This window comes from Pseudoalteromonas sp. T1lg65, assembly GCF_051930985.1.
GTDB lineage: Bacteria > Pseudomonadota > Gammaproteobacteria > Enterobacterales > Alteromonadaceae > Pseudoalteromonas.
On the sequence record NZ_CP196837.1, the window covers coordinates 2,102,243 to 2,123,425 of the forward strand.

Annotated in this window: 22 protein-coding genes; 12 read left to right on the top strand and 10 right to left on the bottom strand. The window is 42.3% G+C overall.

Annotated features, from left to right (window positions below):
- The first annotated feature begins 2 nt into the window (after positions 1–2).
- From purB to ACSLBF_RS09200, 3 genes are all read left to right on the top strand, one after another.
- Entirely contained in the window at positions 3–1,373 is a 1,371-nt protein-coding gene (gene purB, locus ACSLBF_RS09190) for an adenylosuccinate lyase (RefSeq protein WP_440053120.1), read from the top strand.
- Between the two features lie 71 nt (positions 1,374–1,444).
- Positions 1,445–2,590, top strand: a complete 1,146-nt coding sequence (locus tag ACSLBF_RS09195; RefSeq protein WP_440053121.1) for a JmjC domain-containing protein — start codon at positions 1,445–1,447, stop codon at positions 2,588–2,590.
- A 171-nt stretch (positions 2,591–2,761) separates the two neighbouring features.
- The gene (locus tag ACSLBF_RS09200; protein WP_440053122.1) at positions 2,762–3,220 is read left to right on the top strand and encodes a GNAT family N-acetyltransferase; all 459 of its coding nucleotides are present in this window, start codon (positions 2,762–2,764) and stop codon (positions 3,218–3,220) included.
- Here the strand turns inward: ACSLBF_RS09200 and ACSLBF_RS09205 are convergent.
- Entirely contained in the window at positions 3,204–3,647 is a 444-nt protein-coding gene (locus tag ACSLBF_RS09205; protein WP_440053123.1) for a DUF4826 family protein, read from the bottom strand. The two genes, ACSLBF_RS09200 and ACSLBF_RS09205, sit on opposite strands and share 17 nt — an antisense overlap.
- Before the next feature lie 333 nt (positions 3,648–3,980).
- Here ACSLBF_RS09205 and ACSLBF_RS09210 point away from each other — a divergent pair, with 333 nt between their 5' ends.
- Genes ACSLBF_RS09210 through ACSLBF_RS09230 form a run of 5 tightly spaced genes read left to right on the top strand, consistent with a single transcriptional unit; the run spans position 3,981 to position 10,861 of the window.
- Entirely contained in the window at positions 3,981–4,727 is a 747-nt protein-coding gene (locus ACSLBF_RS09210) for a MipA/OmpV family protein (protein WP_440053124.1), read from the top strand.
- Positions 4,717–5,769 carry an efflux RND transporter periplasmic adaptor subunit gene (locus ACSLBF_RS09215; protein WP_440053125.1) on the top strand — a complete coding sequence of 351 codons (1,053 nt, stop codon included), beginning with the start codon at positions 4,717–4,719 and terminating at the stop codon, positions 5,767–5,769. Before ACSLBF_RS09210 ends, ACSLBF_RS09215 begins: the two co-directional genes overlap by 11 nt.
- A 10-nt stretch (positions 5,770–5,779) precedes the next feature.
- Positions 5,780–8,815, top strand: a complete 3,036-nt coding sequence (locus ACSLBF_RS09220; protein ID WP_440053126.1) for an efflux RND transporter permease subunit — start codon at positions 5,780–5,782, stop codon at positions 8,813–8,815.
- Between the two features lie 31 nt (positions 8,816–8,846).
- Positions 8,847–9,512 (top strand): response regulator, encoded by a 666-nt coding sequence (locus ACSLBF_RS09225; RefSeq protein WP_440056211.1) that lies wholly within the window; start codon positions 8,847–8,849, stop codon positions 9,510–9,512.
- Positions 9,509–10,861, top strand: coding sequence for a sensor histidine kinase (locus ACSLBF_RS09230; protein WP_440053127.1), 1,353 nt, complete (start codon positions 9,509–9,511; stop codon positions 10,859–10,861). Before ACSLBF_RS09225 ends, ACSLBF_RS09230 begins: the two co-directional genes overlap by 4 nt.
- A 95-nt stretch (positions 10,862–10,956) precedes the next feature.
- Here ACSLBF_RS09230 and ACSLBF_RS09235 read toward each other — a convergent pair whose 3' ends face one another.
- From ACSLBF_RS09235 to ACSLBF_RS09255, 5 genes are all read right to left on the bottom strand, one after another.
- Positions 10,957–11,253: a hypothetical protein gene (locus tag ACSLBF_RS09235; RefSeq protein ID WP_440053128.1), complete on the bottom strand. Its 297-nt coding sequence runs from the start codon at positions 11,251–11,253 to the stop codon at positions 10,957–10,959.
- 146 nt (positions 11,254–11,399) lie between these two features.
- Complete coding sequence (locus ACSLBF_RS09240) at positions 11,400–11,771, bottom strand: DUF4870 family protein (protein ID WP_440053129.1); 372 nt, start codon at positions 11,769–11,771, stop codon at positions 11,400–11,402.
- 159 nt (positions 11,772–11,930) lie between these two features.
- Positions 11,931–13,619, bottom strand: a complete 1,689-nt coding sequence (locus tag ACSLBF_RS09245) for a hemolysin D (RefSeq protein ID WP_440053130.1) — start codon at positions 13,617–13,619, stop codon at positions 11,931–11,933.
- 259 nt (positions 13,620–13,878) lie between these two features.
- Positions 13,879–14,406: a hypothetical protein gene (locus ACSLBF_RS09250; RefSeq protein WP_440053131.1), complete on the bottom strand. Its 528-nt coding sequence runs from the start codon at positions 14,404–14,406 to the stop codon at positions 13,879–13,881.
- Positions 14,407–14,666: 260 nt separating this feature from the next.
- Complete coding sequence (locus tag ACSLBF_RS09255) at positions 14,667–15,626, bottom strand: LysR family transcriptional regulator (protein WP_440053132.1); 960 nt, start codon at positions 15,624–15,626, stop codon at positions 14,667–14,669.
- 148 nt (positions 15,627–15,774) lie between these two features.
- Between ACSLBF_RS09255 and ACSLBF_RS09260 the strand changes: the two genes are divergently transcribed.
- The 4 genes from ACSLBF_RS09260 to ACSLBF_RS09275 are packed head-to-tail and all read left to right on the top strand — an operon-like array spanning position 15,775 to position 18,550.
- Positions 15,775–16,980, top strand: coding sequence for an MFS transporter (locus ACSLBF_RS09260; RefSeq protein WP_440053133.1), 1,206 nt, complete (start codon positions 15,775–15,777; stop codon positions 16,978–16,980).
- A gap of 2 nt (positions 16,981–16,982) precedes the next feature.
- Complete coding sequence (locus tag ACSLBF_RS09265) at positions 16,983–17,549, top strand: hypothetical protein (protein WP_440053134.1); 567 nt, start codon at positions 16,983–16,985, stop codon at positions 17,547–17,549.
- Entirely contained in the window at positions 17,542–17,943 is a 402-nt protein-coding gene (locus ACSLBF_RS09270) for a hypothetical protein (RefSeq protein WP_440053135.1), read from the top strand. Before ACSLBF_RS09265 ends, ACSLBF_RS09270 begins: the two co-directional genes overlap by 8 nt.
- On the top strand, positions 17,936–18,550 hold the full coding sequence (locus ACSLBF_RS09275) for an SCO family protein (RefSeq protein WP_440053136.1): 615 nt from the start codon (positions 17,936–17,938) through the stop codon (positions 18,548–18,550). The genes ACSLBF_RS09270 and ACSLBF_RS09275 overlap by 8 nt, the downstream gene beginning before the upstream one ends.
- 2 nt (positions 18,551–18,552) lie before the next feature.
- Here ACSLBF_RS09275 and ACSLBF_RS09280 read toward each other — a convergent pair whose 3' ends face one another.
- From ACSLBF_RS09280 to ACSLBF_RS09295, 4 genes are all read right to left on the bottom strand, one after another.
- Positions 18,553–19,050, bottom strand: a complete 498-nt coding sequence (locus tag ACSLBF_RS09280) for an AAA family ATPase (RefSeq protein ID WP_440053137.1) — start codon at positions 19,048–19,050, stop codon at positions 18,553–18,555.
- A 27-nt stretch (positions 19,051–19,077) separates the two neighbouring features.
- Positions 19,078–19,617, bottom strand: coding sequence for a DUF7010 family protein (locus ACSLBF_RS09285; protein ID WP_440053138.1), 540 nt, complete (start codon positions 19,615–19,617; stop codon positions 19,078–19,080).
- Positions 19,618–19,672: 55 nt separating this feature from the next.
- Positions 19,673–20,161, bottom strand: a complete 489-nt coding sequence (locus ACSLBF_RS09290; RefSeq protein WP_440053139.1) for an N-acetyltransferase family protein — start codon at positions 20,159–20,161, stop codon at positions 19,673–19,675.
- A 126-nt stretch (positions 20,162–20,287) separates the two neighbouring features.
- On the bottom strand, positions 20,288–21,163 hold the full coding sequence (locus tag ACSLBF_RS09295; RefSeq protein WP_440056212.1) for an SMP-30/gluconolactonase/LRE family protein: 876 nt from the start codon (positions 21,161–21,163) through the stop codon (positions 20,288–20,290).
- Positions 21,164–21,183: the final 20 nt, after the last annotated feature.

The window sequence follows — 21,183 nt, forward strand, 5'->3', positions numbered from 1 at the left end:
TTATGGAGCTTTCAGCGTTAACCGCTATCTCTCCGGTTGATGGTCGCTATGGTAGCAAAACCAAAGAGCTAAGAAGCATTTTTAGTGAATTTGGTTTAATCAAATACCGCGTAACCGTAGAAGTTCGTTGGTTACAAGCGCTAGCTAACAGCGAAGCCATCACAGAAGTACCTGCATTTAGCGACCAAGCAAATGCGTTACTAGATAGCATCGTTGAAAACTTCAGCGAAGCCGATGCAGCACGCGTAAAAGAAATTGAGCGCACCACTAACCATGATGTAAAAGCAGTCGAATATCTGCTGAAAGAAAAAGTTGCTGACAATGCTGAGCTTAACGCGGTAAATGAGTTCATCCATTTCGCATGTACATCAGAAGACATCAATAACTTATCACACGCTCTAATGCTAACAGAAGCACGCAATAAAGTACTGCTTCCTTACTGTGACGAGCTATTGAAAGCCATTAAAGACAAAGCGGTTGAATACAAATCAGTGCCAATGATGACACGTACCCATGGTCAACCGGCTTCGCCTTCGACGATGGGTAAAGAATTTGCCAATGTATACGTGCGACTCAAACGTCAACGTGAGCAAATTGCTAGCATCGAAATGTTAGGTAAAATCAACGGCGCTGTTGGTAACTACAACGCACACCTAAGCGCCTACCCTGATTACGATTGGCATACCCATTGTGGCGAATTTGTCACAAGCCTTGGCATTACATGGAACGCATTCACCACGCAAATCGAGCCTCACGACTATATCGCAGAGTTATTTGATGCGATTGCTCGTTTCAATACCATTCTAATCGACTTTAACCGTGACGTTTGGGGATATATTGCGCTTAATCACTTCAAGCAGAAAACCATTGCTGGTGAAATTGGCTCATCGACCATGCCGCACAAAGTGAACCCGATCGACTTTGAAAACTCTGAAGGTAATTTAGGTATTGCTAACGCGATTTTTGCACACCTTGCTCAAAAGCTACCAGTTTCACGCTGGCAGCGCGACCTGACTGATTCAACGGTACTGCGTAACCTAGGTGTAGGTATGGGCTATGCACTAATTGCTTATCAAGCAACACTTAAAGGTGTGAGTAAGCTTGAAGTTAATGCAGACCGTTTACTTGCCGAATTGGATGACAACTGGGAACTATTAGCAGAGCCGATTCAAACCGTGATGCGTAAACACGGTATTGAGAAGCCTTACGAGAAGTTAAAAGAGCTAACTCGTGGTAAGCGCGTCAACCAGCAGATTATGGCTGAGTTTATCGATAACCTAGCATTACCTGCTGAAGTCAAAGCGCAGATGAAAGAAATGACGCCGGCTAACTATATTGGCCGAGCTGAAGCATTCATCGACGAGCTAAACTAATCTAGCAGAGTTTGTTTTGTTCTAAATAAGCGAAAGAGACAACTCTTTCGCTTTTTTTATGGAAAATTTACATGTATCAACTGCAAATAAATGATATCGACTATAAAACCTTTCTGGCGCAATATTGGCAGAAGAAGCCATTATTGATTAAAAAAGGTTTTGCGAATTTTGAAGATCCCATTGATCCCGAAGAATTAGCAGGACTTGCCACTGAAGAATGTATTGAATCTAGGATCATAACCAACCACCAAGATAATTGGGAAGCACACCACGGTCCGTTCGAGCAGTTCGATTTGCTTACTGAAACCAATAGCACGCTTTTGGTTCAAGCGGTTGATCACTGGCACCCAAGTGCTGCGGATTTAATTGAAGCTTTCCGGTTTATTCCAAATTGGCGAATTGATGACTTAATGATCAGCTTTTCGACTCCAGGAGGTGGCGTTGGTCCGCACCTAGATCAATACGATGTGTTTATTATTCAAGGCCAGGGTAAAAGACACTGGCGAGTTGGCTTGCCAAACGCAAACTTAAAACAATTTGCACAAAATAAAAGCCTTCTTCAAGTTGAGCAGTTTGATGCCATTATCGACGCGGTCTTAGAGCCAGGTGATATACTCTACATTCCACCAGGTTGTCCCCATGAAGGCTATGCTGTTGAAAATGCTTTAAACTATTCTGTTGGATTTCGCGCACCAGATCAAAAGGATCTACTGTCAAGCCTTGCAGATCATGTAATCGATACTGAATCTGGTAGTAAACGATACGCAGATCCTGACTTACAACTAAGAAGCTCGATAGGTGAGGTTGCAGTATCCGATAAACAACGGTTAAAAGCACTCTTAAACTCAATAATTGATGACGAAGCGCTATTTTCACAATGGCTAGGCAAGACCTTAAGTGAGCCAAAACACGATATGGATCTTGCTCCGCTGGAACTACCATTAGACTTAGAGCAGTTGCTTACAGAATATGATGAGCAAGACATTGTCTATCGCGCCGGTGGAGTAAGAGCAATTTATCAAATAAATCAGAATGATATTCTACTGAGTGTCAATGGTGAGAATTTCACTCTTGCTAGTCACAATATTGGAGCTGTAAAACAGCTCACAGATGGCAATTCTTTTGAGTTTGGTGCAATTATTTCTGCTTTGAGTAGCTTGGATTTTGCACAAGCCTTTACTAAACTCATTAATGACGGGATCTATTTTATTGACTAAGTGTGGTAGGGCCAACACTAATCAACAAATAGAGGATAAGACCTGTAAGAACAAGATAGTCGCGTTCACAATAATAAAAATGCCGATAGCTCAACACGTTGAGGTTGAATGCTATCGCTCAAGCTTGTCTTGTGGGAACAGGAAGTTTGCATTTAGTTAAGTGAGGGCAGTATGGGTTACAAAGTTGCACAAGTAAGCTGGCAATCTAAAAAATTACAGCTCAAAGCGATCCGTGAACGTGTTTTTGTCTGCGAATTGCATATTCCTAAAGAAGTTGAGTTCGACCAACAAGATATCACCGCTGAACATGTCATTATCTCTGACGATGAAGATGGGCCCATTGGCACGGGGCGATTGTGTGCCGATGGTTTGCTTAGCAGAATCGCCATTGTTAAAGCCCATCGCAACCGTCTTGCGTACACGTCACTCATTAACAGTTTGATTGATGTGGCTAGGTCAAAAGGACTTGAAGATGTCTATATTCAATGCATTTTAGATGAAGTGCCTGAATTTCTTCGATCCGGCTTTTCAGTACAAAGCGGTGTCTTCATGGAAGCGGGCATTCCGAGACAAAGGCTCAGATGCCCTATTCAATCATTTAATACCGATCCCTTTACGATGCTTCATTAGCCCAAAGTTCGTCTTTTTCGAACAGCTCGTATAGGCCATGGGCGCGGCTAACAAGGAGGTTAGCGAATTGATGCTGAGTTTTGTCTACTGGTTTAGTAGCCATAATTTCTTCAGCCTTTAACTGCCACTGAAACGAGATGTAACGAAGTGCATCTCGTGCGTTTGGCGCCGCTGATGCTAAAAAGTGATCGGTTGGCAAGCGCCCTGTCACTACCCAATAGGTTTTTCCGTCCTGTGCTTTGATCTTCCATAACGCAACTAAAGGCTCAATGTAACGGCATTCTTTCTCAAGGATACTTTGCGGCATGATCCCTTTGCTGGCCAAATGTTTTTGTGCCGATTGTAAGCATTCTCTTTGCCACTGAATTGACATCTGTTTTTGTTGTTCTTCTGTCAGTTGATTCGTGTTTTTATTTTCTTCGCTCATGGCTATTCCTACCTAAAACTAAGCTGATATCTATTGAGAAGTGCAGTGATTCACTTGAGTTGTCTATCTTGCAGTTGGAGGTTCAACGACCGGTAAGATATTTCTCGTTCTTCATATTCCCATGTAAGGGCTTCATTACTGCGGTTACCACGATACTAAGCTTTTATCCCTATTGGTGCAAGCAAGCAGCACATGATCGCTATTTTTTAAAAATTTCAAACTTTTTTGTTTTTGTAAGTTTCGAGAAAGTTTACCGCCCTATTCTAGCCATAACAAAACAACACACTGAGTCAACAAACTCACATTTAGTATAAAACTTGGAAGGAAACTCAAATGTTTAAATCACTTTTAGTATCAACACTAGCATTAACTTCAACAGCTGTATTGGCAGAGCCTCAAAACAATGACGAGCTTTCTTGGGGTATTGGTTTAGCCGTAATTTCTCAGGACCAAGGTTATATCGATATCGGTAACGAGACGACTTTTGTACCAGCTCTAGCTATCAAAAAAGGGAACTTTAGCCTACTTGGTCCACGCGTTAGCTATAAACTTGTTGAAGCTGAAAACTACGAGGTAGCACTTTCTGGTCACCTTCGCCTTGATGGATATGAGGCAGACGATGCTGATTTCTTCAAAGGTATGGAAGACAGAGATATGAGCTTCGATTTAGGCTTCGAAGTTGAATATGACACGGACTTCGGTGAGTTCGGTTTTGAATTTATGCATGATGTAACCAGCACTCATGAAGGTTATGAAGCAAGCATTAGTTATGGCATCCCTGTCCGTTATGAAGACGGTAGAGTTGTACCTTACATTTCTGCAAATTTTAGCAGTGAAGATTTAGTTGACTACTACTACGGTGTTAAGGCAAATGAAGCGCTAGCAAACCGTCCTTTCTACGAAGGCGAATCAACAACCAACATTGAAGTTGGTGTAAGCAGCGACTGGTTCTTCGGTAAACATCACATGGTTAAAGCTGACATTAGCTACACCAGCTATGGTAGCGATATCAAAGATTCTCCTCTCATTGACAAATCTGGTTCACTTCAAATTATCCTGGGGTATGTCTATGTATTCTAAGCTCGCAACATTATGTGTCGCTACAGCCTTAATTGGCTGTAGCGAGGATAACTCTGCACCTGAAGTCATCCAAAATACACCTGCTCAGGCCGTAACTACTTTGATAAAAGTCGCAGAAACCGTCCCGAGCAAAACATTTTATGGCCGTATTGAAGGCAGTGACAATATCGACATGGCGCTATTTGCCGCCGGGCGCATTGAACAGTTATACGTTCGCGCAGGGCAATATGTGGAACAAGGAGATGTACTAGCCAAACTGTACTCTCCAGATCTACAGGCGAAGACTGATTCTCAGCAAGCAAGTTTGCTCAGCGCTCAGTCATCGTTAATAAAAGCAGAGGCTGATTATGCTCGTACACGTGAACTCGTGTTAAAAGAGCTTCAGCCAAAATCAGCGCTTGATCAAGCGAAAGCCAACCGAGATGTTGCAAAGCAGGCTGTAAATCAGGCACTTGCGGCGTTAAAAGAAGCGCAAAATTTACAGGCTGAAAACCTGCTAAAAGCAAATCGCTCGGGGGTTATTAGTGAAGTACACTTTCGAGTAGGTGACTATGTTGCATCTGGTCAACCTCTGCTACGTTTCCAGGCTAAAGACGCTTTAAAGGTTAATTTTAAATTGCCTGAAGAAGACGCAATCCCACTGGTCAATGGAAAATCTGTAGAAGTATTTGTGCCAGCGATTAATGAATCTCTTACTGGTAAAGTAATAGAGCGCGCATTACCGCTTGGTGACAACTCTTTGTTTTTCACGGTAATGGTTGAGCTTAAGCAGGCTTCCGATACACTACTCGGCCTGCGTGCCAAATTATTACTACCAGTTACTAGTCGCACTCTGTATGAAGTACCACCTTCAGCACTGCGCTATGACAAACAAAACACGCCATATCTGCTACTTGATAGTCAACCCAATCAGAAGGTTCCGGTCAGCCTTGTGGCAACTTCGGCTAATAAGCTTCTTGTTACTGCCGAACAACCACTTAGAAAACAAACCATTATTACCTCTGAAGCAAAACTGGCGATGAACCTAGTTAACATTGAATGAGGAAACCACCGTGAGTAACTCAATTCCATGGTATCTCAATACCCGACTCATCTTGGGGATCGTGATTATTCTTAGCCTGACAGGGCTTGCAGGATGGAATAGCGCGTATAACCAAGAAGATCCTCACTTTCCCTACCGTAACGGCTTCGTTTCTATTTCGAGTGCTGGAATGAGCGTACAACAACTCAATGACGCACTAGTTAAGCCTACCGAGAGAGTGCTAAGTCAGATAGATGAAATCAATAACTACAGTGCTCGTATCAAAGCAGGCTTTGCCATTATCGATATTGAGTTGCGTGAAGAAGTTTACGATACAGAAACTGTCTGGCAACGCATAAAGGAACGTATGGCACCGATGCAAATGTCTGCCGAAAACGCACATATTTTCGTTCAGGATAGAGCTCAAGATACACAGGGAATTGTTTTATCTATTGACAGTGGTGGCGGTCTTCTTAACGACAGAGAGCTTGCGATAGAAGTGAGAGATGAACTGTTGCGACTCAGTTCTGTTCGCAACGTCACTCTAGTTGGCGATCCTAGTCAACAGCTAGTAATCGAATATGCCCATGATAAGCTAATTGAAACTGGAATAACCCCAGCGCAAATAGCAGCCAGATTACGACAATCCAATAGCCAATCTACTCCGGGAACTTTAGCAGAAAATACCACCAGTATCAGCTTGTCTCCACTAAGCAGACTTGCGAACGAACAACACATTGGTGACAAACTTATCGCAACCGTAAATGGCGGTGAAATTCCACTTTCCAGCATCGCAAATATTAAATATGACGTCGATCCAACTGCAACAGAACAATTCTGGATGAACGGCAAACAGGTGATCGGCTTAGCTATTACTCTGCCACCTAATCGAGTTCAAGTTGAACAAGTCGGTCAGCAAATAAAAGCAGCTGTTGAACGGATTAACAGCCGCTTTATTGGTGAACCTGTAAAAATCGAGCTATATCAACCTGATTGGTCAAAACAGCGTCGAGATGGCCTATTAAACTCTTTACTTTTAAGTAGCTTGGCAGTCGCGGTTATTCTATTGTGTCTAATGTCCATGCAAAGTGCCATTATTGTCAGTCTCGCTATTCCAGCAATCACTTTAAGCGCATTGGCTTTATTTACCTCGTTTGATGGCGTCATACACCAAATGACCATTGCGGGCATGGTATTGTCTTTAGGCTTGATGGTCGACAACTGCATTGTGGTAGCAGAACGAATGACCTACTATCAAGAGCGCGGCGAAAAAGGCCTCAAAGCAGCAATTAAGTCTGTCGCTGAACTAAAGCAACCACTGGCATCTGCAACATTAACGACCATTGCTGCTTTCGTTCCTATGCTAATCTCAAAAGGCAGCGTTGCTGACTTTATCGCCACTATTCCACTGCTGGTTATCATCTGTATTGTGGTGAGCTATTTTATCGCAATGACGTTTGTTCCTGTGGTATTTCAAAAGCTAAATATCGACATTCCTTTTCTCAACAAGGTGCAAAATACCATTAAGGTGACGCTTGATGAAATTGGCCTTAGAATTGCAAACTTTTCTTTGCAAAGAACCAAACTCACTTTCCTACTGTGTTTAGTCGGTATTACTGGGTTAATGAGTATTCCGGGACAGCCTGGCGAGTTCTTTCCAAAAACCAACCGCAATCAAGCTTATGTGGATATCCAACTCCCCTTTGGTAGCCATATAGATGCCACCACTACCATTGCAAATGAAATAGCAGAATACTTGGATCGTCGACAAGACATAACCGACACTATGGTGTTCTCTGGATTTTCAGGTCCTCGTTTTTATTACAACCTTGCTCAACAACCAAATGAAACGCATATCGCGCGCGTGGTATTTGAATCTACACTCGATAGCAATATGAACGAGCTAGTGGCCGAACTTAACCAAGTCCTAAAACCTCGTTATCGTAGTATTATTCTTAATGCACGTGAACTTGGTCAGGGACCACCAATTGAAAGTCCGATAGAGTTAAGGTTATCAGGTAGTGACACTGGAAAACTGCAAACAGCAGCCGAAGCACTACTAGACAAGCTTAGAGAAGAATCTGGCCTGACCAATTTACGCCGCGAGTATACCTTTGGAAGTCCACAACTTACGTTAGACTTTGACCAGCAGCTGCTAACGCAATTGGGATTAACCGAAGATGAAATGACGCAATACACAGCTTGGAGAAGCTCAGGACTAACGGTTACCCAACTCGATTTCACACAAGAGCCAATCAGTTTAGTATTACGTGATCCAAGTTCTAGCCAAAGTAGTACTGACCTATTAAATACACAGGTCGTACTCGCTGACGGTGCCACGCTACCAATTAGTGCCTTAGCAAAAACATCAATAGAAGGTATTCCAGCTTTCGTACAACGACGTAATGGTCAGAAAGTGATTACCATACTAAGCGACGTGGAAGCTGGCTTCGATGAAGAAGAGATCCTAGAGGAGTTGGCTCCAACACTTATGAATATCGCCTCTGAAAATGGCGTTTATTTAGAGTTTGGTGGCGAAATGGAAGAAACTGAAGACGCTAACAACGCGCTATTTAAGACCTTACCTGCGGGCCTGGTGCTGCTGTTCATCGCCTTGGTGATTCAATTCAATTCTTTAAGATTGACCTTCTTAGTTATGCTCAGTATTCCATTAGGCATACTCGGTGCTCCAGCGATGTTAGCGGTAGTTGGCATTCCATTTGGGTTTATGTCTATCTTGGGAGTATTAGCGCTTACAGGTATTGTCGTTAACACTGCAATCTTGTTAATTGAAAGTGCGATGCAGAATTTGGCCAATGGTTTAGACCGCCATCAAGCTATTCAACTGGCAGTTCAAAATCGAATTAGACCTGTTATAGTAACAACCGTAACAACTATTGTTGGTATGTTGCCGTTAACTTCCAGTGCGAGCCCGCTTTGGCCGCCGCTTGCATGGGCTGTTATTGGTGGTCTGATTACGTCCACGATTCTGATGCTATTCGTGATGCCAGCGTTAATGAACTTAATGATTGGTGAAGCGCGTCAAGAGGAGTTGCAACATGCTTAGTTCAATGTTTAGCAAGGAAGTCATCCCTCAGATGCGTATACTTATTACTGAAGACAACAGACAGCTTGCTGAATTTATTCAGCAAGCTATCGACCAAGATGGTCATGCAGCAGATATCGCCAATGATGCGAGTCAACTATTCTCACTAATGGATAGTTGGCAGTACGATGCAATTATTTTAGATTTAGGCTTACCCGATCAGGATGGGCTCGATGTAATTCGAGCCATACGACAAACCAAAAATCCTATTCCAATACTCATCTTAACGGCTAGAGGCAGCGTTGATGACCGTATAAAAGGACTCGATCTTGGTGCAGACGATTACCTTAACAAACCCTTTGCTATAGATGAGTTAAAAGCTCGCCTTCGTGCTTTGCTCAGACGCCCCAGTAGTTACACTGGTAATTTACTCATTCAGGGCAACCTCGCGTTGGATACTAAATCACGCCGAGTGATGATTGACGAACAAAACCTAACCATGGGTAAAACTGAAGTTGCCATCCTCGAGTATTTATTAAGAAACGCCGGACTCACTGTTGGCAAAGATGCGCTTTACGACGCTATTTATTCGTTAGGATTTGAGGTAACCGACAATGCGATTCAAGTCGCAGTCCACCGCATTCGTAAAAAGCTGGAGTCTTGTAATGCCAGTTCGACAATTAAAACATTGCGCGGAATTGGGTACATATTGACATGAAAATCACAAAACAATCACTCGCTCGGAAAATCTATCTTCACTTTGTGATAATCGGCTCCATGGTGTTTACATTGATTGGTACCACACTGTATTTATTCTCGATAAACTTCGCCAATCTTGCTGTTGAAAGCAGCATGTTTGGCATGAGTGAAGATATTCAAGAACATTTGTATTTCGACCAGAACAACCAGCTGCAATACTACACAGATAATGTTGCTGAAAAGTGGGGTTACGATGCACTATTTAATAACCTCGCTTTTCGGGTCGTTGATGTCGCAAGCAATCAGATCCTATTCAAGTCAACTCTTTCAGAGTCTGGTTCAGAAGCAATGTCTGCTTTGTCGGATACCATACCCATGGGTTACTCACACCTAGACGGTGTAGACCGCTACCGAATTGCTTTTGAACTAGATTCTCGTCCGTTACATCTTGATTTAGCGCGTAATGATTTAATTGGTGAGCTCGCAAACGAAGCGGTTATGCCAGTATTGAGTCAAGTTGCGATTGTCACTATGGTCGCTGCCTTTTTGGTTTTCATGGTAGTGGGATTTTTGTCGATCCGCTCTATCGTGAGACCGGTTCGTAAAGTCGCCAGTCAGTTAGAAGAAATTACGCCAGAGCAACTCAGTTTTCGTTTGAGCTCTGAAGGTTTACCGGTAGAAATTCAGCCCATCATTAACTCTCTAAACCAAGCTATGACGCGTGTAGAAGCCGGGTTCGATGAACAAAGGCGTTTTGTTGCCAATGCTGCGCATGAGCTAAAAACTCCGTTAGCCGTTTTGAATACCCGAGTACAACTCGCAAAGCTCGACCCAGCAACCAATGCAGGGGTGCTAACCGACGTGAGCTATATGACCCGTGTTGTGCAGCAATTACTGGACTTGTCTCGTGCACAAAGTCGCCTTGGTTATGAAAAGACAGAATTAAGCGTCCTTGAATTGGCACAAGAAGCCTGCATGATGCTGGCACCGCTAGCTCTGTCGCTTGATAAAGAGCTTGAGTTTGAGCCAGATGAGCATGCCGGTCACAAAATTGTCGCAGACAAAGCGGCGGTCCATATTATGGTTAAAAACCTTATTGAAAATGGCCTGCGTCACAGCAATGACAACGCTACAGTCGTCATTCGTGCCACCCATAATTTAATTGAAGTGGCTGATAACGGACCGGGTATAAATGAGCAAAACTATGAAAAGCTGTTCGAACGTTTTTGGCGTCAGGAACAATCTTCGCTAACCGGCAGCGGGCTTGGGCTAGCTATTGTCAAAGAAGTAGTCGATTTGCATAATGCCAAGTTAACCGTGGAATGTAAAAACGAACTAGGCGGCGCAACATTTAAAGTTTTATTTTAGTTCTGAAGCATCAGCTTGCTTGGTTCACTACTAAAGGGTGAAGCCAAATAAAAATACAACTACTTACGTCGTGGTGTCACGTTGTTGAAAATAACTTAAATACCTGTTGGCGCAAAATAATAAACGCCTGCCGCCAATGGTACTACCGATGCCAACAATCCCAATGCGAGATAACCTAAGTAGACTAACTTTTTGTTTAACAATAATCCGAGCAAAGAAATGACTATCAGAACGAGCGATGTCACGACAGAACCAAGTAGTAACAATAACCCAACCATTCCAACACCTTCAGATACAGTACCCACAAACAAAAATAACAATGACGTCGCAACGAAGACCACTGTTAATTTTGCTCTGTCTTTAGCTGACTGATAAAGGACATTGTTTTTCATGTGTTGTTTTCAGGTACTTTATCAGTAGAAGGAGATTAACATGACGACCAATGAAACAATAAATTTATGAGGTGACGACTGTCACCTCAACTTGGATGATTAAAAATCAGAGCGGTTTATATCAATTAAGAATGAGTGTATAACTATTAATATCGACCTGAGGAATTATGATACGACTTATTGGAAGTGATCTGAGCAAGGCCTTTAATTATTTTGAAAATTGACCAAACCCACACACCAACCAATATGAAATAGCCAATAATAAAAAACAATAATATAAACCCAACTATCGACAAGCCCAAACCCCACCAAAAAATCGAAATGATATTTGAGTAGTGGTCTTCAAATACAGTGCCTTGCGCATCTGCTTTTTTCACCATGGCCCAAACAGCACCAATGATCCAAAAGACTCCTGTGAACAGCCCAGCAATCATTAGGCCATAGGCAATAAGTGCATTTAATTTCGCGGCTTCGTCTCGGGCAGAAAGCGCTTGAGGTGTTTGTTCAAAATTAGACATAAATTTCTCCCTATTATTATTATTTCCTAAAGTCCCTAGGAGTATCATGAACACCCTGAAAGACTTAATCTCCATCTTCACATAAAACACAGTTTAATGCCAACTTAAGCTAAAGCAGCTGTAAGATGACAGCCCTACAGGGCTATCATCCACACAAGTCTAGTGTTCAACACTCCATTTTGCGTTTAAGCTGTTTTCATCACCGTGACGATTTAGTTCAGGGCGTTCTTCACTTTCATTAAACCACACATATTGTTGCCAATAGGTATTTTTAATATTCCAAAGTCCACCTTGGTAAATAAGTTGATAAGCAGCTTGTTTTGGAGAGTCCCATAATTTTAAATAACCTGAAGCTCCTGCACTGTAACTTAAGAATAAGTCTGGGGCCTGCACGCTTCTAAAGTAATGGTTTCCATCATTTCTTGTCACCTGAACAAACTCAGTTGCTTGATGAGAAGACGTCTTAATCTCAGCGTCATTTGTTATTTCAGATACGTGTAGGTATTGATTGTTCACTGGTGACCTAAATTTTACATGCTCACCTAGGTCCGCTTTGAGCTGTGGGTATTGCCATTGACCACTAGGCTGTTGCCAAGTTACCGACTTCCAACGCCAGTTATAAGGAATATCCAAGTGTGGATCGTTTAAGTCCTCGTATCCGGGCTGTGCTTCAACATTGTACAAACATTGACGACGCTCCGCTTCAAGTTGTGCAACTCTTTCCAGTTGATTGGTCGTACCGACATTTAATTCTGCCATGCATGCTTCAAGCGTCTTCCCTTTGCCTGTATCGTTTGGTGCCAGCACATAAGTGTGATCACGACGCGCTTCATCATCATACCAAGTCAGCATCGCGTGTTCATCGAAAGACAGCCAGTTATTAACCAGTTGCTGTGCCTCTCGCTGTGCGTATTGTTCTCTTTCTCCATGAGGAATAGACATAGTCCTAAAAAATGCCGCCCACAGATCTTTACTCGCTTCTAGCGCGACAACTGCAACCGGTTTCATGCTGCTAATCTGGTAAGAATCCCAGCCTGATTCAAGCCGAGTATCAGGCTGCCAAATCACATCACCACTTTGATAGTTCAATACTTCTTTTGTATCGTGAGTGTGTTGTTCGGCCCCTTCAGAACATAGATATGCTTTGACCTGCCAGACTTTTTCATAGTTATCATCTGGTAATCTCACGGTGTGTTCTGGACTAAATGAGTCTTGAAATAAATGCACGGCGCGGCCAAACAAGAAGTAGTTATGATCGACCTCAACTTCTGCTGCATAACCTCCGCCATCCCAGACTTTTATACGTTTTTGTTTAGCCATTGCCGCATCAACAAAATGCTGAATAAAGCGTTGTTGACCACGATAAGCGGCATCTACCCCGCCCTGTCCGCCAACGTCGTCATAACGGCGCATAAAGTGGTCTTGTTGAATGTCAGCAGGTTCTTGTGACACAGCGCTGAAACAGTTTGGTCCTGTGGGATCCGTGCTTGCATTAGTGACATTGAACCCGGCGATATCAACCCATCGCTCTCCGACAATTGCTGAATAAATCCCATCATATTTAGGTTGATAGTCACGATTATTATTAATTTTTTGTTGTAATCGTTCGACTGCTTCAGTCGCGTTTGATAAATCGAGATTTTTAGCTAATCCAAACTGCCAAGTGATTCTTGGGTCGTTGGGATCAGTAGAAATAATATGTTCAGCATCAAGGACTTCTAAGGCCGCAGTTCGAGTAAGCCATTCATGCCCCATTGGCATTACACCCTGTCCCGCAAACTGCGTAAACGCTAAGGTTGATGAAGAACATAATAAAGTGGTAATCACTGCCACGGTTTTTATTTTCATTTGCAATCCTTTAAGTAAATACAACTTAACAATTAGTGCAATAACACTAAAAAAGGGACATTATTATACATTGTGACATTTTTGTTTCAATGAAAATAAAAAGATAACAAAAAGAACTTATAATTTATAAAATGAAAATAAACATCTTGAGGTGAAATGGTCCTTGTTATTGGTAATGCTGTTTTCGAACATGTCATGAACCAAGATCTAAAAAGGCTACTTCGTAGCCTTTTAGTTATAGCAACATTACTTACGGTTGTTATGGTTGTACCACATTGACATGCGGGTCCCAGAAGATTTCTTTAAGTAGCGTTGTACCCTTATATACTTTTACGTAAAAAGAATATGACTCTTCACGTGAAGTGCCTGGATCTGGACGACCAGGTAAAGTTGCCGTTGCTTGGACGAAAGGCTGATAACCAGTAACACGTTGAGTGTCAACGTCGGTGTCTTGTGACATGTGCTCTGCATCACGCGAATAAACGTATACCGGCATGTTGCCTTGGTAAGCAGTCCAATCTTTTAGCAACGTATCCGCTTCCCAATCATGTTTCGCTGAAATTATCACCGCGTAGTTTTCTTCACTTCCTTCAGGCTGCACAACCTTTGGATAGGCGTACCAACGTAAGATGTCATCGTTATTAACTTGAACATGAAGTTCGTTCGAGCCTTGAGAATTGTTCACGACAATGTCTGGTGAAGCATACATATTTACTGAGCGACTGATCTCTGCACCGTGCTCTATTGCTTCACAATCGATCACTACTTCAATACGATTTATAGCCATTCTATTTCCTTTAACATAACTAGTTTAATTTTATAGTTTAGAAAACACTTATGAGTGCATTTTCTATTCAATATATTGGTTTAGAAACAACATCCCTTCTAAACCCAGAAAATATTCGCATATAAAAACTCATAAGAAAACAAAGATAAACATAAAAGTTACATTTGTAACAAATGAAGTGATACTTGCTTCAGATCAATGCAAAATCATAATGCCTAATACCTTGGCTATGTCTGTTACAAACAAGTCATCCTGATGTACTAACGAACATCAAGCAAAGGTTGCCAATTTTCTGCCCAAGTATGGTTAGTCCCCTCTCCGTTAGACTCCAAATAGTCAGTAACGAATTCGATGAATACTCTGACTTTTTCCGGTAGATACTCTCTTTTCGGGTAGATAACAAATACGCCATTTTCAACTTGTGGGGGACGAAAACACGGATATAACGACACTAATTCGCCACTTTCTACCCCTTGCTTAGCTAAAAAATGCGGTAGCTGGGCAAAGCCAAGTCCATCCACGCACATATGCGCCATAGTTTCTCCATCATCGGTGATATGGGTTCTTGTCAGTTCAAACGGTTCATAGATACCCTGTTCATTAGGCAGAAATATGGGCTGTAGTTGCTGCGTTTCTTTTATTTTAAAACCTATCCATGCATGCTGATGAAAGTCATTTGCAACCTTTGGAATACCATGCTTATTCAGATACTTCGGAGACACACAAGTCAGAAAATCCATAGGACTTAGCCGCCTAGCTATAAGTCTACTGTCTTTCACATAGCCCGTTCTCAGCGCAATATCTGTTTCATTCTCGATCACATCAACATGCAAATCATTGATTTCAATCTCTAGTCTAATTTCTGGGTATTGTTCGCAAAAGGCTTTCAGTAGTGGGCGTAAGTATAGGTGTCCATAACACACTGCTGAGCTGATCCGCAGGGTTCCCTTTGGCTCATTATTCATAGATTTTATTTCGTCTTCACACGCATTCAAATCCAGCAACGTTTTTCTTACTGTGTCTGCATAACGTTGGCCCGCTGGCGTGATCTTCAAGCGTCTGGTTGAACGTTGAAACAAGGTCAAGCCGAGTTTGGTTTCTAATCTACCAATCGCTTTGCTAACCGTTGAGGGATCAGTGTCACAAAGCTTAGCTGCAGCGGCAAAGCTGCCACCATCGCATGTTGCGAGAAATATTTCTAATGAACGCAATTTATCCATGTTGTTCTCCTTAACTGCATCGCTACCACTATAGCACGAGTATTCATGAATACTATTCACGACTGTTTTGATTAACTTGCTATTTTTCTATGATTTTCATGACCATAAACTACGTGCAACGTTTTATAACCGGATATGAGGAACGACGTTGAATACGCAATCATCAGTTAAACTCGACAGTGAAAAAAACCTTCTCTACTTTATGTTTGCATTTATTGCCATGGCTGGACTGGCTTATATCAATTTTTTGCCGGGAGTGGTAAATGCATTAGCCGGTGACATCGGCTTTAGCGATGTCGAAGCTGGTCAAATTGTCGCAGCAAACGGGTACGGAGGCCTAATAGGAACTTTGTTTGCCGCCTTTATAATTTGTAAAGTTCCGTGGAAATCTTTGTTGCTACCTCTATTTGCGTTGCTCGCTGTAATGGACTTTGTAACGGCGTGGTTTGAAAATTACCACTATCTGGTAATTTGGCGGACAGTTGCTGGTATGATCGGTGGTATATGTGTCGGAACTGGGTTTGCCATTCTCGCCAAATTAAATAATCCAGACCGTGCGTTTGGTAGTTTACTGTTTCTACAATTTATTATAGGTTCAGTCGTAATATTTGCGCTGCCATCACTGGAATCATATATAGATGCGCACGCGGTTTTTTATGTCATGTCCGTGCTGGTTGTATTAGCTACCTTTCTACTGCGATTTCTACCGACACCGGACAAGACAAAGTCAGACAGTAAACCAGGTAATAAAGCCAAGCAAAGCTTACTTCATATTGTGTTGTTGCTACTCGCCTTTACTCTATATAACAGTGCAGCAAATGGTGCATACGCCTACATTGGTTTAGTAGGCCGCAATGTTGGGTTTAGCGACGCTGATATTGCAACCTACATATCCACTACAGGTCTGTTAGGCCTATTAGGTGCACTGCTTCCGATGTTCAGCAGCAAACGTATTGGACGTCTGTTCTGGCTTATCATATGTATTTCAATGTCTGTCACTTCAGCAGCCATGCTTTGTCTAACCAGCTTTACGGCAGACATCTACCTTATTGCCATGGCATTATTGTTTTTCTCTTGGCCTGCTGTACAAGCTTATTTATTAGCAGTAACGGCTGAAATAGATGCTAGCGGTAGATTAGCAACCGTTGCTGCAGCGTTCTCATCCGTGGGGCTTGCCAGTGGTCCATTGCTCGCTTCAGCGTTACTCGATCATGGCGATTACAGCAATGTGTTTTCGGTGTTAGCCTCATTATTCTTCGCCTGCGTGCTTCTGCTTTACAAACCCGTTTACGCCTTGGAAAAAGCCGCAAAGTCTACCCTACTACAATCCAATCTTTTAATTCAAAAGGACTGAAAATGATTAAGTATTTATTAAATCAATCACTGTTATCGATGAAAAAACGCTATGACTACGATGTCACGTATATGCAAGATATTTTGCGCACAGACTTAGGTGCATTTATGAAGTTTATGGCATTTCAAACTATGTCAACTCACAAGGGTAACTTGCCCGTTGAAGCTCTCTATGCCGCACGGATAAGAGCAATTATTTGGGATGATTGCGGACCTTGTACTCAACTCATCGTCAATATGGCAGTTGAGGCAAATGTGGACAGTGTATTAGTAAAAGCCATTGTTGACCGTGACTTGGAAAAGTTACCCAGTGCTATTTCATTAGTCGTCAGATTCACCGAATTGGTGTTAGCTCATAATCCTGAAGCCGATGAATTAAGGCAACAAATTATCGAGCTTTGGGGAGAAAAAGGGTTAATTACCATAGCCTACGGCATCTGTTCGACTCGTGTTTATCCGGCTTTAAAGTACACGCTAGGCCATGGTAAAACCTGCTCTCGTGTGGTGTTAAATGATGAACCGGTGGTGCCCAAGAAAAATCCGCAACTTGTAGGTTCACATCATGACTAAATCGATAGTCTTCTACACTGCAGCTTTGCTTGGAGTCTTATCATTTGCCAATGGCTTATTCATGATCCTTGCTCCGGAATCTTGGTATTGGTTAATCCCAGGAGTGCCTGATAGAGGTCCGTTTAATCAACACTTTTTGCGAGACATTGGCATCATTTACACTCTGATGGGGGTCACTTTTATCGTTGGCGCTATCTATAAGTCGTTGCGATTTTCACTGTGGCTATTACCAGCAGCATGGCTTACTGGACATGCCATTTTCCACATTTGGGAAGTGCTAGTCGGAATTTGTGGACCGGAGTCTTTGCTACAAGACTTTGCTGGCGTCACCTTGCCCGCAATACTCGCATTATGGTTGTCATACATAAGTTATCAGGGAGTCCGCAATGAATAGGCTAATCCATACGAGCGTATTTATCGCAATTGCAACTGGACTTGGTTTGCTACTGGTTTTACTAGTGCCTAAGCTCGGCCAAACTAAAACGGTAGAGTGGCTATCAACTCCCAAGCAACTTTCTACATTTAGCTTGGTTTCTGCTTCAGGTACCATTAGCGAGGCATCAATGCGTAAACAATGGCATGTGGTGGTGTTTGGATATTTGAACTGTCCAGATATCTGCCCAACCAGCATGTTGGAACTGACAAACCTAGCATATCTCTTAGAACAGCAGAAACTTTCAGATCAGATACAAATAGTTTTTGTATCTGTTGACCCAAGTAGAGATAAACTCAGTGAGCTAGATCAATATGTTAAGCATTTTAATCCTGAGTTCTTGGGCGTGACTGGTGATGAAAAGCAGTTAACAAAGTTGGCGGATAGCTTGGGTGTACAATTTAAAGTGCTGCCGAGTGAAGAAGACTACAACGTAACGCACTCTACAACTTTTTCACTTATCAGCCCTGACGGCAAATTAGCGGGACGCTTTCGATCTGGATTTTCCGCTGTAGAATTAAGCCAAGATCTCTCTACACGAATTTTACTTGAGGCGCATCGCAGTTAACGCTATGCGCTTGCACTTTCAGTGATAATATTGAGCTTTTCATTCACTGAGGGCGCTTCGAAAAACTGCGTGACATGGGCAAATACCTCAGGTGTATCAAAATGCGCTCTCGCTGGTTGTTCACTTCTACGTTTTGCTATTTGAGTTAAGCATTGACGGTCTGCGACATCCAAGTAAACCAGCTGATGATCACAATCAATTTCATCACACAAGGCTGTAAACCAGGCACGTTGCGATACAGTATTGGCTGGAAAGTCCATTACCACATTGGTTCCAGTGTTCAATATAGATTGAACATGTGACTTTATAAACGGTTTAATCAATCTAGAGTAATGTAAATAGTCATCAAAGTTAGCGATTTGATCATAGAAATGCGCAGCCAGCCAACTATCTTCACTCACTAGCACAGCGTTGCTTTGTGCCGCAACTCGATTCGCGTAAGTTGACTTACCCGCGCCCATTTTTCCGCAAAAAAATGTGAGCTTTCCCTTTGCTGTCATAGCGACTCTGCTCCTAATCGTTATACTTCACTCGCCTGCTTTTTTTGACATTTGTAAAATAATAAGTGCAAACAATAGTTCAATGCCCCCACCTGCCAGCGCACAAATAAACATGGGTAACTTGAGAATTGAAAATAGTCCAGCACAAGCAATTAGCGCCGCAGCCAAAAGATAAAATGACTTTTGACCATATAACGTACTAAAGGTCAAATACCGTCCGGCGATAATTATCAACATAGCTGGAAAAAAATAAGCCAGTTCATAAAGCCCCAAAACCACAGCTACAAGAAATGCAAACAGCATCCAGATAGTGCCTTCTATCGCCAACGGAGCCAAAGGGTTATGTGAATTATGTGCACCACTTCTGCCGCATAACTTACAAACTAGCATCGAGGCTGGGAAGATAAACATACCACCAACCAATAACGCAATCATTCCATGCAATGGTTGAGAAAGTAGCGCGACTAACCCTGCAATAACCCATGCAACACCTGAACAAGCTATGCCAGGGGCTCCATTGTAATAAGCGTCGCGCATATCTTTTTGAGCTGCTGCGATAGAATCCATCTATTTACCTTGTTATTGTTATATTTACCTAATCAAGGTAAACATATCCCAATGCTTATTTTTGAGTCAACTGCTTGTGCATAATATAACTATCCACATAACCCAACTTGCCATGCTTGTATGCTAAAGGAATGGTACCAATAATTTGATAACCGAGTTTTTTCCACAGTTGAATTGCAATTTCGTTAGTCGATACCACCGAATTGAATTGCATCGCGTTAAAGCCCAGCTCCACAGCGACTTTTTGTGAATGTTCACAGAGTTGTCTTGCTACGCCTTTACCTCTCGCTCGCTCGTCAACCATATAGCCACAATTACAGATATGGCTACTTGGCCCTTGTGCATTCGCCTTTAGATAGTACGTGCCCAATATAAGATCATCCTGCACGTAAACATAGCACTTTAATGCTGTACCACACCAAAGTTGATAGGCCTGTTCACAACTCATCTCAGCATCAAAAGCGTACGTTTCTTGCGCCTTAATAATTCGTGAAAAACAGGGCCAAAATGCTGCAAAATCCGCTTTGGTAGCTTCTCTTATCATGGTTCACCACTGGTTAGTTTCTAAAATGCTCAGCCAAATATTGCTTTCAATTAATACACCACAAAGGTATTAATATCACAATCTTACAATAAGCAAACCTAGACTTTACCAATTATTGCAAATCAATTAGAAGTTACGCCCGGCAAACTCGGTTTTAAACATTTCGATTGCCCCTCTTTTTTGCATAGTCACAAAAACAGTTTTGCCATCTGCCCCACCGAAAGCGACATTGGTAGGATACTGCCCCTTCAGCTTAACAGTTCGTAATAGATTGCCGTTTGGCGAAACTACGGCTACCTCGCCAGCTCCGTAACGTGCAATATACAAATTGCCTTGTTTATCGGTACGCATGCCATCTAGCCCATGATCTTTAAATTCAATCAACAAGCGTTTGTTACTAACATTGCCAACATCATCTAGGTCGTATTGCCAGACTTTCCGTTGCACACTCTCATTTACGTATAAACGAGTGTTATCTGGGCTTACCGTAATGCCATTGGTTGTCCCCATATCAAATCCGAGCAGAGAAGTGCTACCATCACGATTAATTCGCCAAAGCTGGCCTGAATTATTTTGCCAATTCGGATCGCTCGCGAACAAAATGCCATTGTCCATGATGGCTAAATCATTAGGCTGGTGCATCTTTGAATTATGCGCATACACTTTGACAGAATCTGACAGATCCCCCGCTTTTTTAAACGCGTCACCACTTACTGTCAGCACATTATGATTTACATAGTCAGCGATATACATGTTTCCTTGTATATCAAAGCGAATACCATTACCAATACTGCCATTATTCAGCGTAATCAGCAGAGAAGATTTTCCTGCTTGAGTCACTGTCCCAATTGTCCCCTGCTGAGCGAAGTTAACGGCGTAAAGGATACCATTTGAACCTACTGCTGGACCTTCAATACCTTGCGTAAATACACCATCCGGTACCAGATCTTCAGCTACAAAATGTGCTTTACCAAAAGCGAAGTTAGACGCAAAAAGTACCATCACTATTATTCTTTTCATTC

Bases quoted from the DNA above. Each gene is read 5' to 3' on its own strand.
- ACSLBF_RS09265 (WP_440053134.1), top strand. From the start codon at position 16,983: ATGATTAAGTATTTATTAAATCAATCACTGTTATCGATGAAAAAACGC.
- ACSLBF_RS09290 (WP_440053139.1), bottom strand. From the start codon at position 20,161: ATGATAAGAGAAGCTACCAAAGCGGATTTTGCAGCATTTTGGCCCTGT.
- ACSLBF_RS09250 (WP_440053131.1), bottom strand. From the start codon at position 14,406: ATGGCTATAAATCGTATTGAAGTAGTGATCGATTGTGAAGCAATAGAG.
- ACSLBF_RS09245 (WP_440053130.1), bottom strand. From the start codon at position 13,619: ATGAAAATAAAAACCGTGGCAGTGATTACCACTTTATTATGTTCTTCA.
- ACSLBF_RS09195 (WP_440053121.1), top strand. From the start codon at position 1,445: ATGTATCAACTGCAAATAAATGATATCGACTATAAAACCTTTCTGGCG.
- ACSLBF_RS09285 (WP_440053138.1), bottom strand. From the start codon at position 19,617: ATGGATTCTATCGCAGCAGCTCAAAAAGATATGCGCGACGCTTATTAC.
- ACSLBF_RS09295 (WP_440056212.1), bottom strand. From the start codon at position 21,163: ATGGTACTTTTTGCGTCTAACTTCGCTTTTGGTAAAGCACATTTTGTA.
- ACSLBF_RS09240 (WP_440053129.1), bottom strand. From the start codon at position 11,771: ATGTCTAATTTTGAACAAACACCTCAAGCGCTTTCTGCCCGAGACGAA.
- ACSLBF_RS09280 (WP_440053137.1), bottom strand. From the start codon at position 19,050: ATGACAGCAAAGGGAAAGCTCACATTTTTTTGCGGAAAAATGGGCGCG.
- purB (WP_440053120.1), top strand. From the start codon at position 3: ATGGAGCTTTCAGCGTTAACCGCTATCTCTCCGGTTGATGGTCGCTAT.
- ACSLBF_RS09200 (WP_440053122.1), top strand. From the start codon at position 2,762: ATGGGTTACAAAGTTGCACAAGTAAGCTGGCAATCTAAAAAATTACAG.
- ACSLBF_RS09235 (WP_440053128.1), bottom strand. From the start codon at position 11,253: ATGAAAAACAATGTCCTTTATCAGTCAGCTAAAGACAGAGCAAAATTA.
- ACSLBF_RS09210 (WP_440053124.1), top strand. From the start codon at position 3,981: ATGTTTAAATCACTTTTAGTATCAACACTAGCATTAACTTCAACAGCT.
- ACSLBF_RS09255 (WP_440053132.1), bottom strand. From the start codon at position 15,626: ATGGATAAATTGCGTTCATTAGAAATATTTCTCGCAACATGCGATGGT.
- ACSLBF_RS09230 (WP_440053127.1), top strand. From the start codon at position 9,509: ATGAAAATCACAAAACAATCACTCGCTCGGAAAATCTATCTTCACTTT.
- ACSLBF_RS09275 (WP_440053136.1), top strand. From the start codon at position 17,936: ATGAATAGGCTAATCCATACGAGCGTATTTATCGCAATTGCAACTGGA.
- ACSLBF_RS09215 (WP_440053125.1), top strand. From the start codon at position 4,717: ATGTATTCTAAGCTCGCAACATTATGTGTCGCTACAGCCTTAATTGGC.
- ACSLBF_RS09205 (WP_440053123.1), bottom strand. From the start codon at position 3,647: ATGAGCGAAGAAAATAAAAACACGAATCAACTGACAGAAGAACAACAA.
- ACSLBF_RS09225 (WP_440056211.1), top strand. From the start codon at position 8,847: ATGCGTATACTTATTACTGAAGACAACAGACAGCTTGCTGAATTTATT.
- ACSLBF_RS09270 (WP_440053135.1), top strand. From the start codon at position 17,542: ATGACTAAATCGATAGTCTTCTACACTGCAGCTTTGCTTGGAGTCTTA.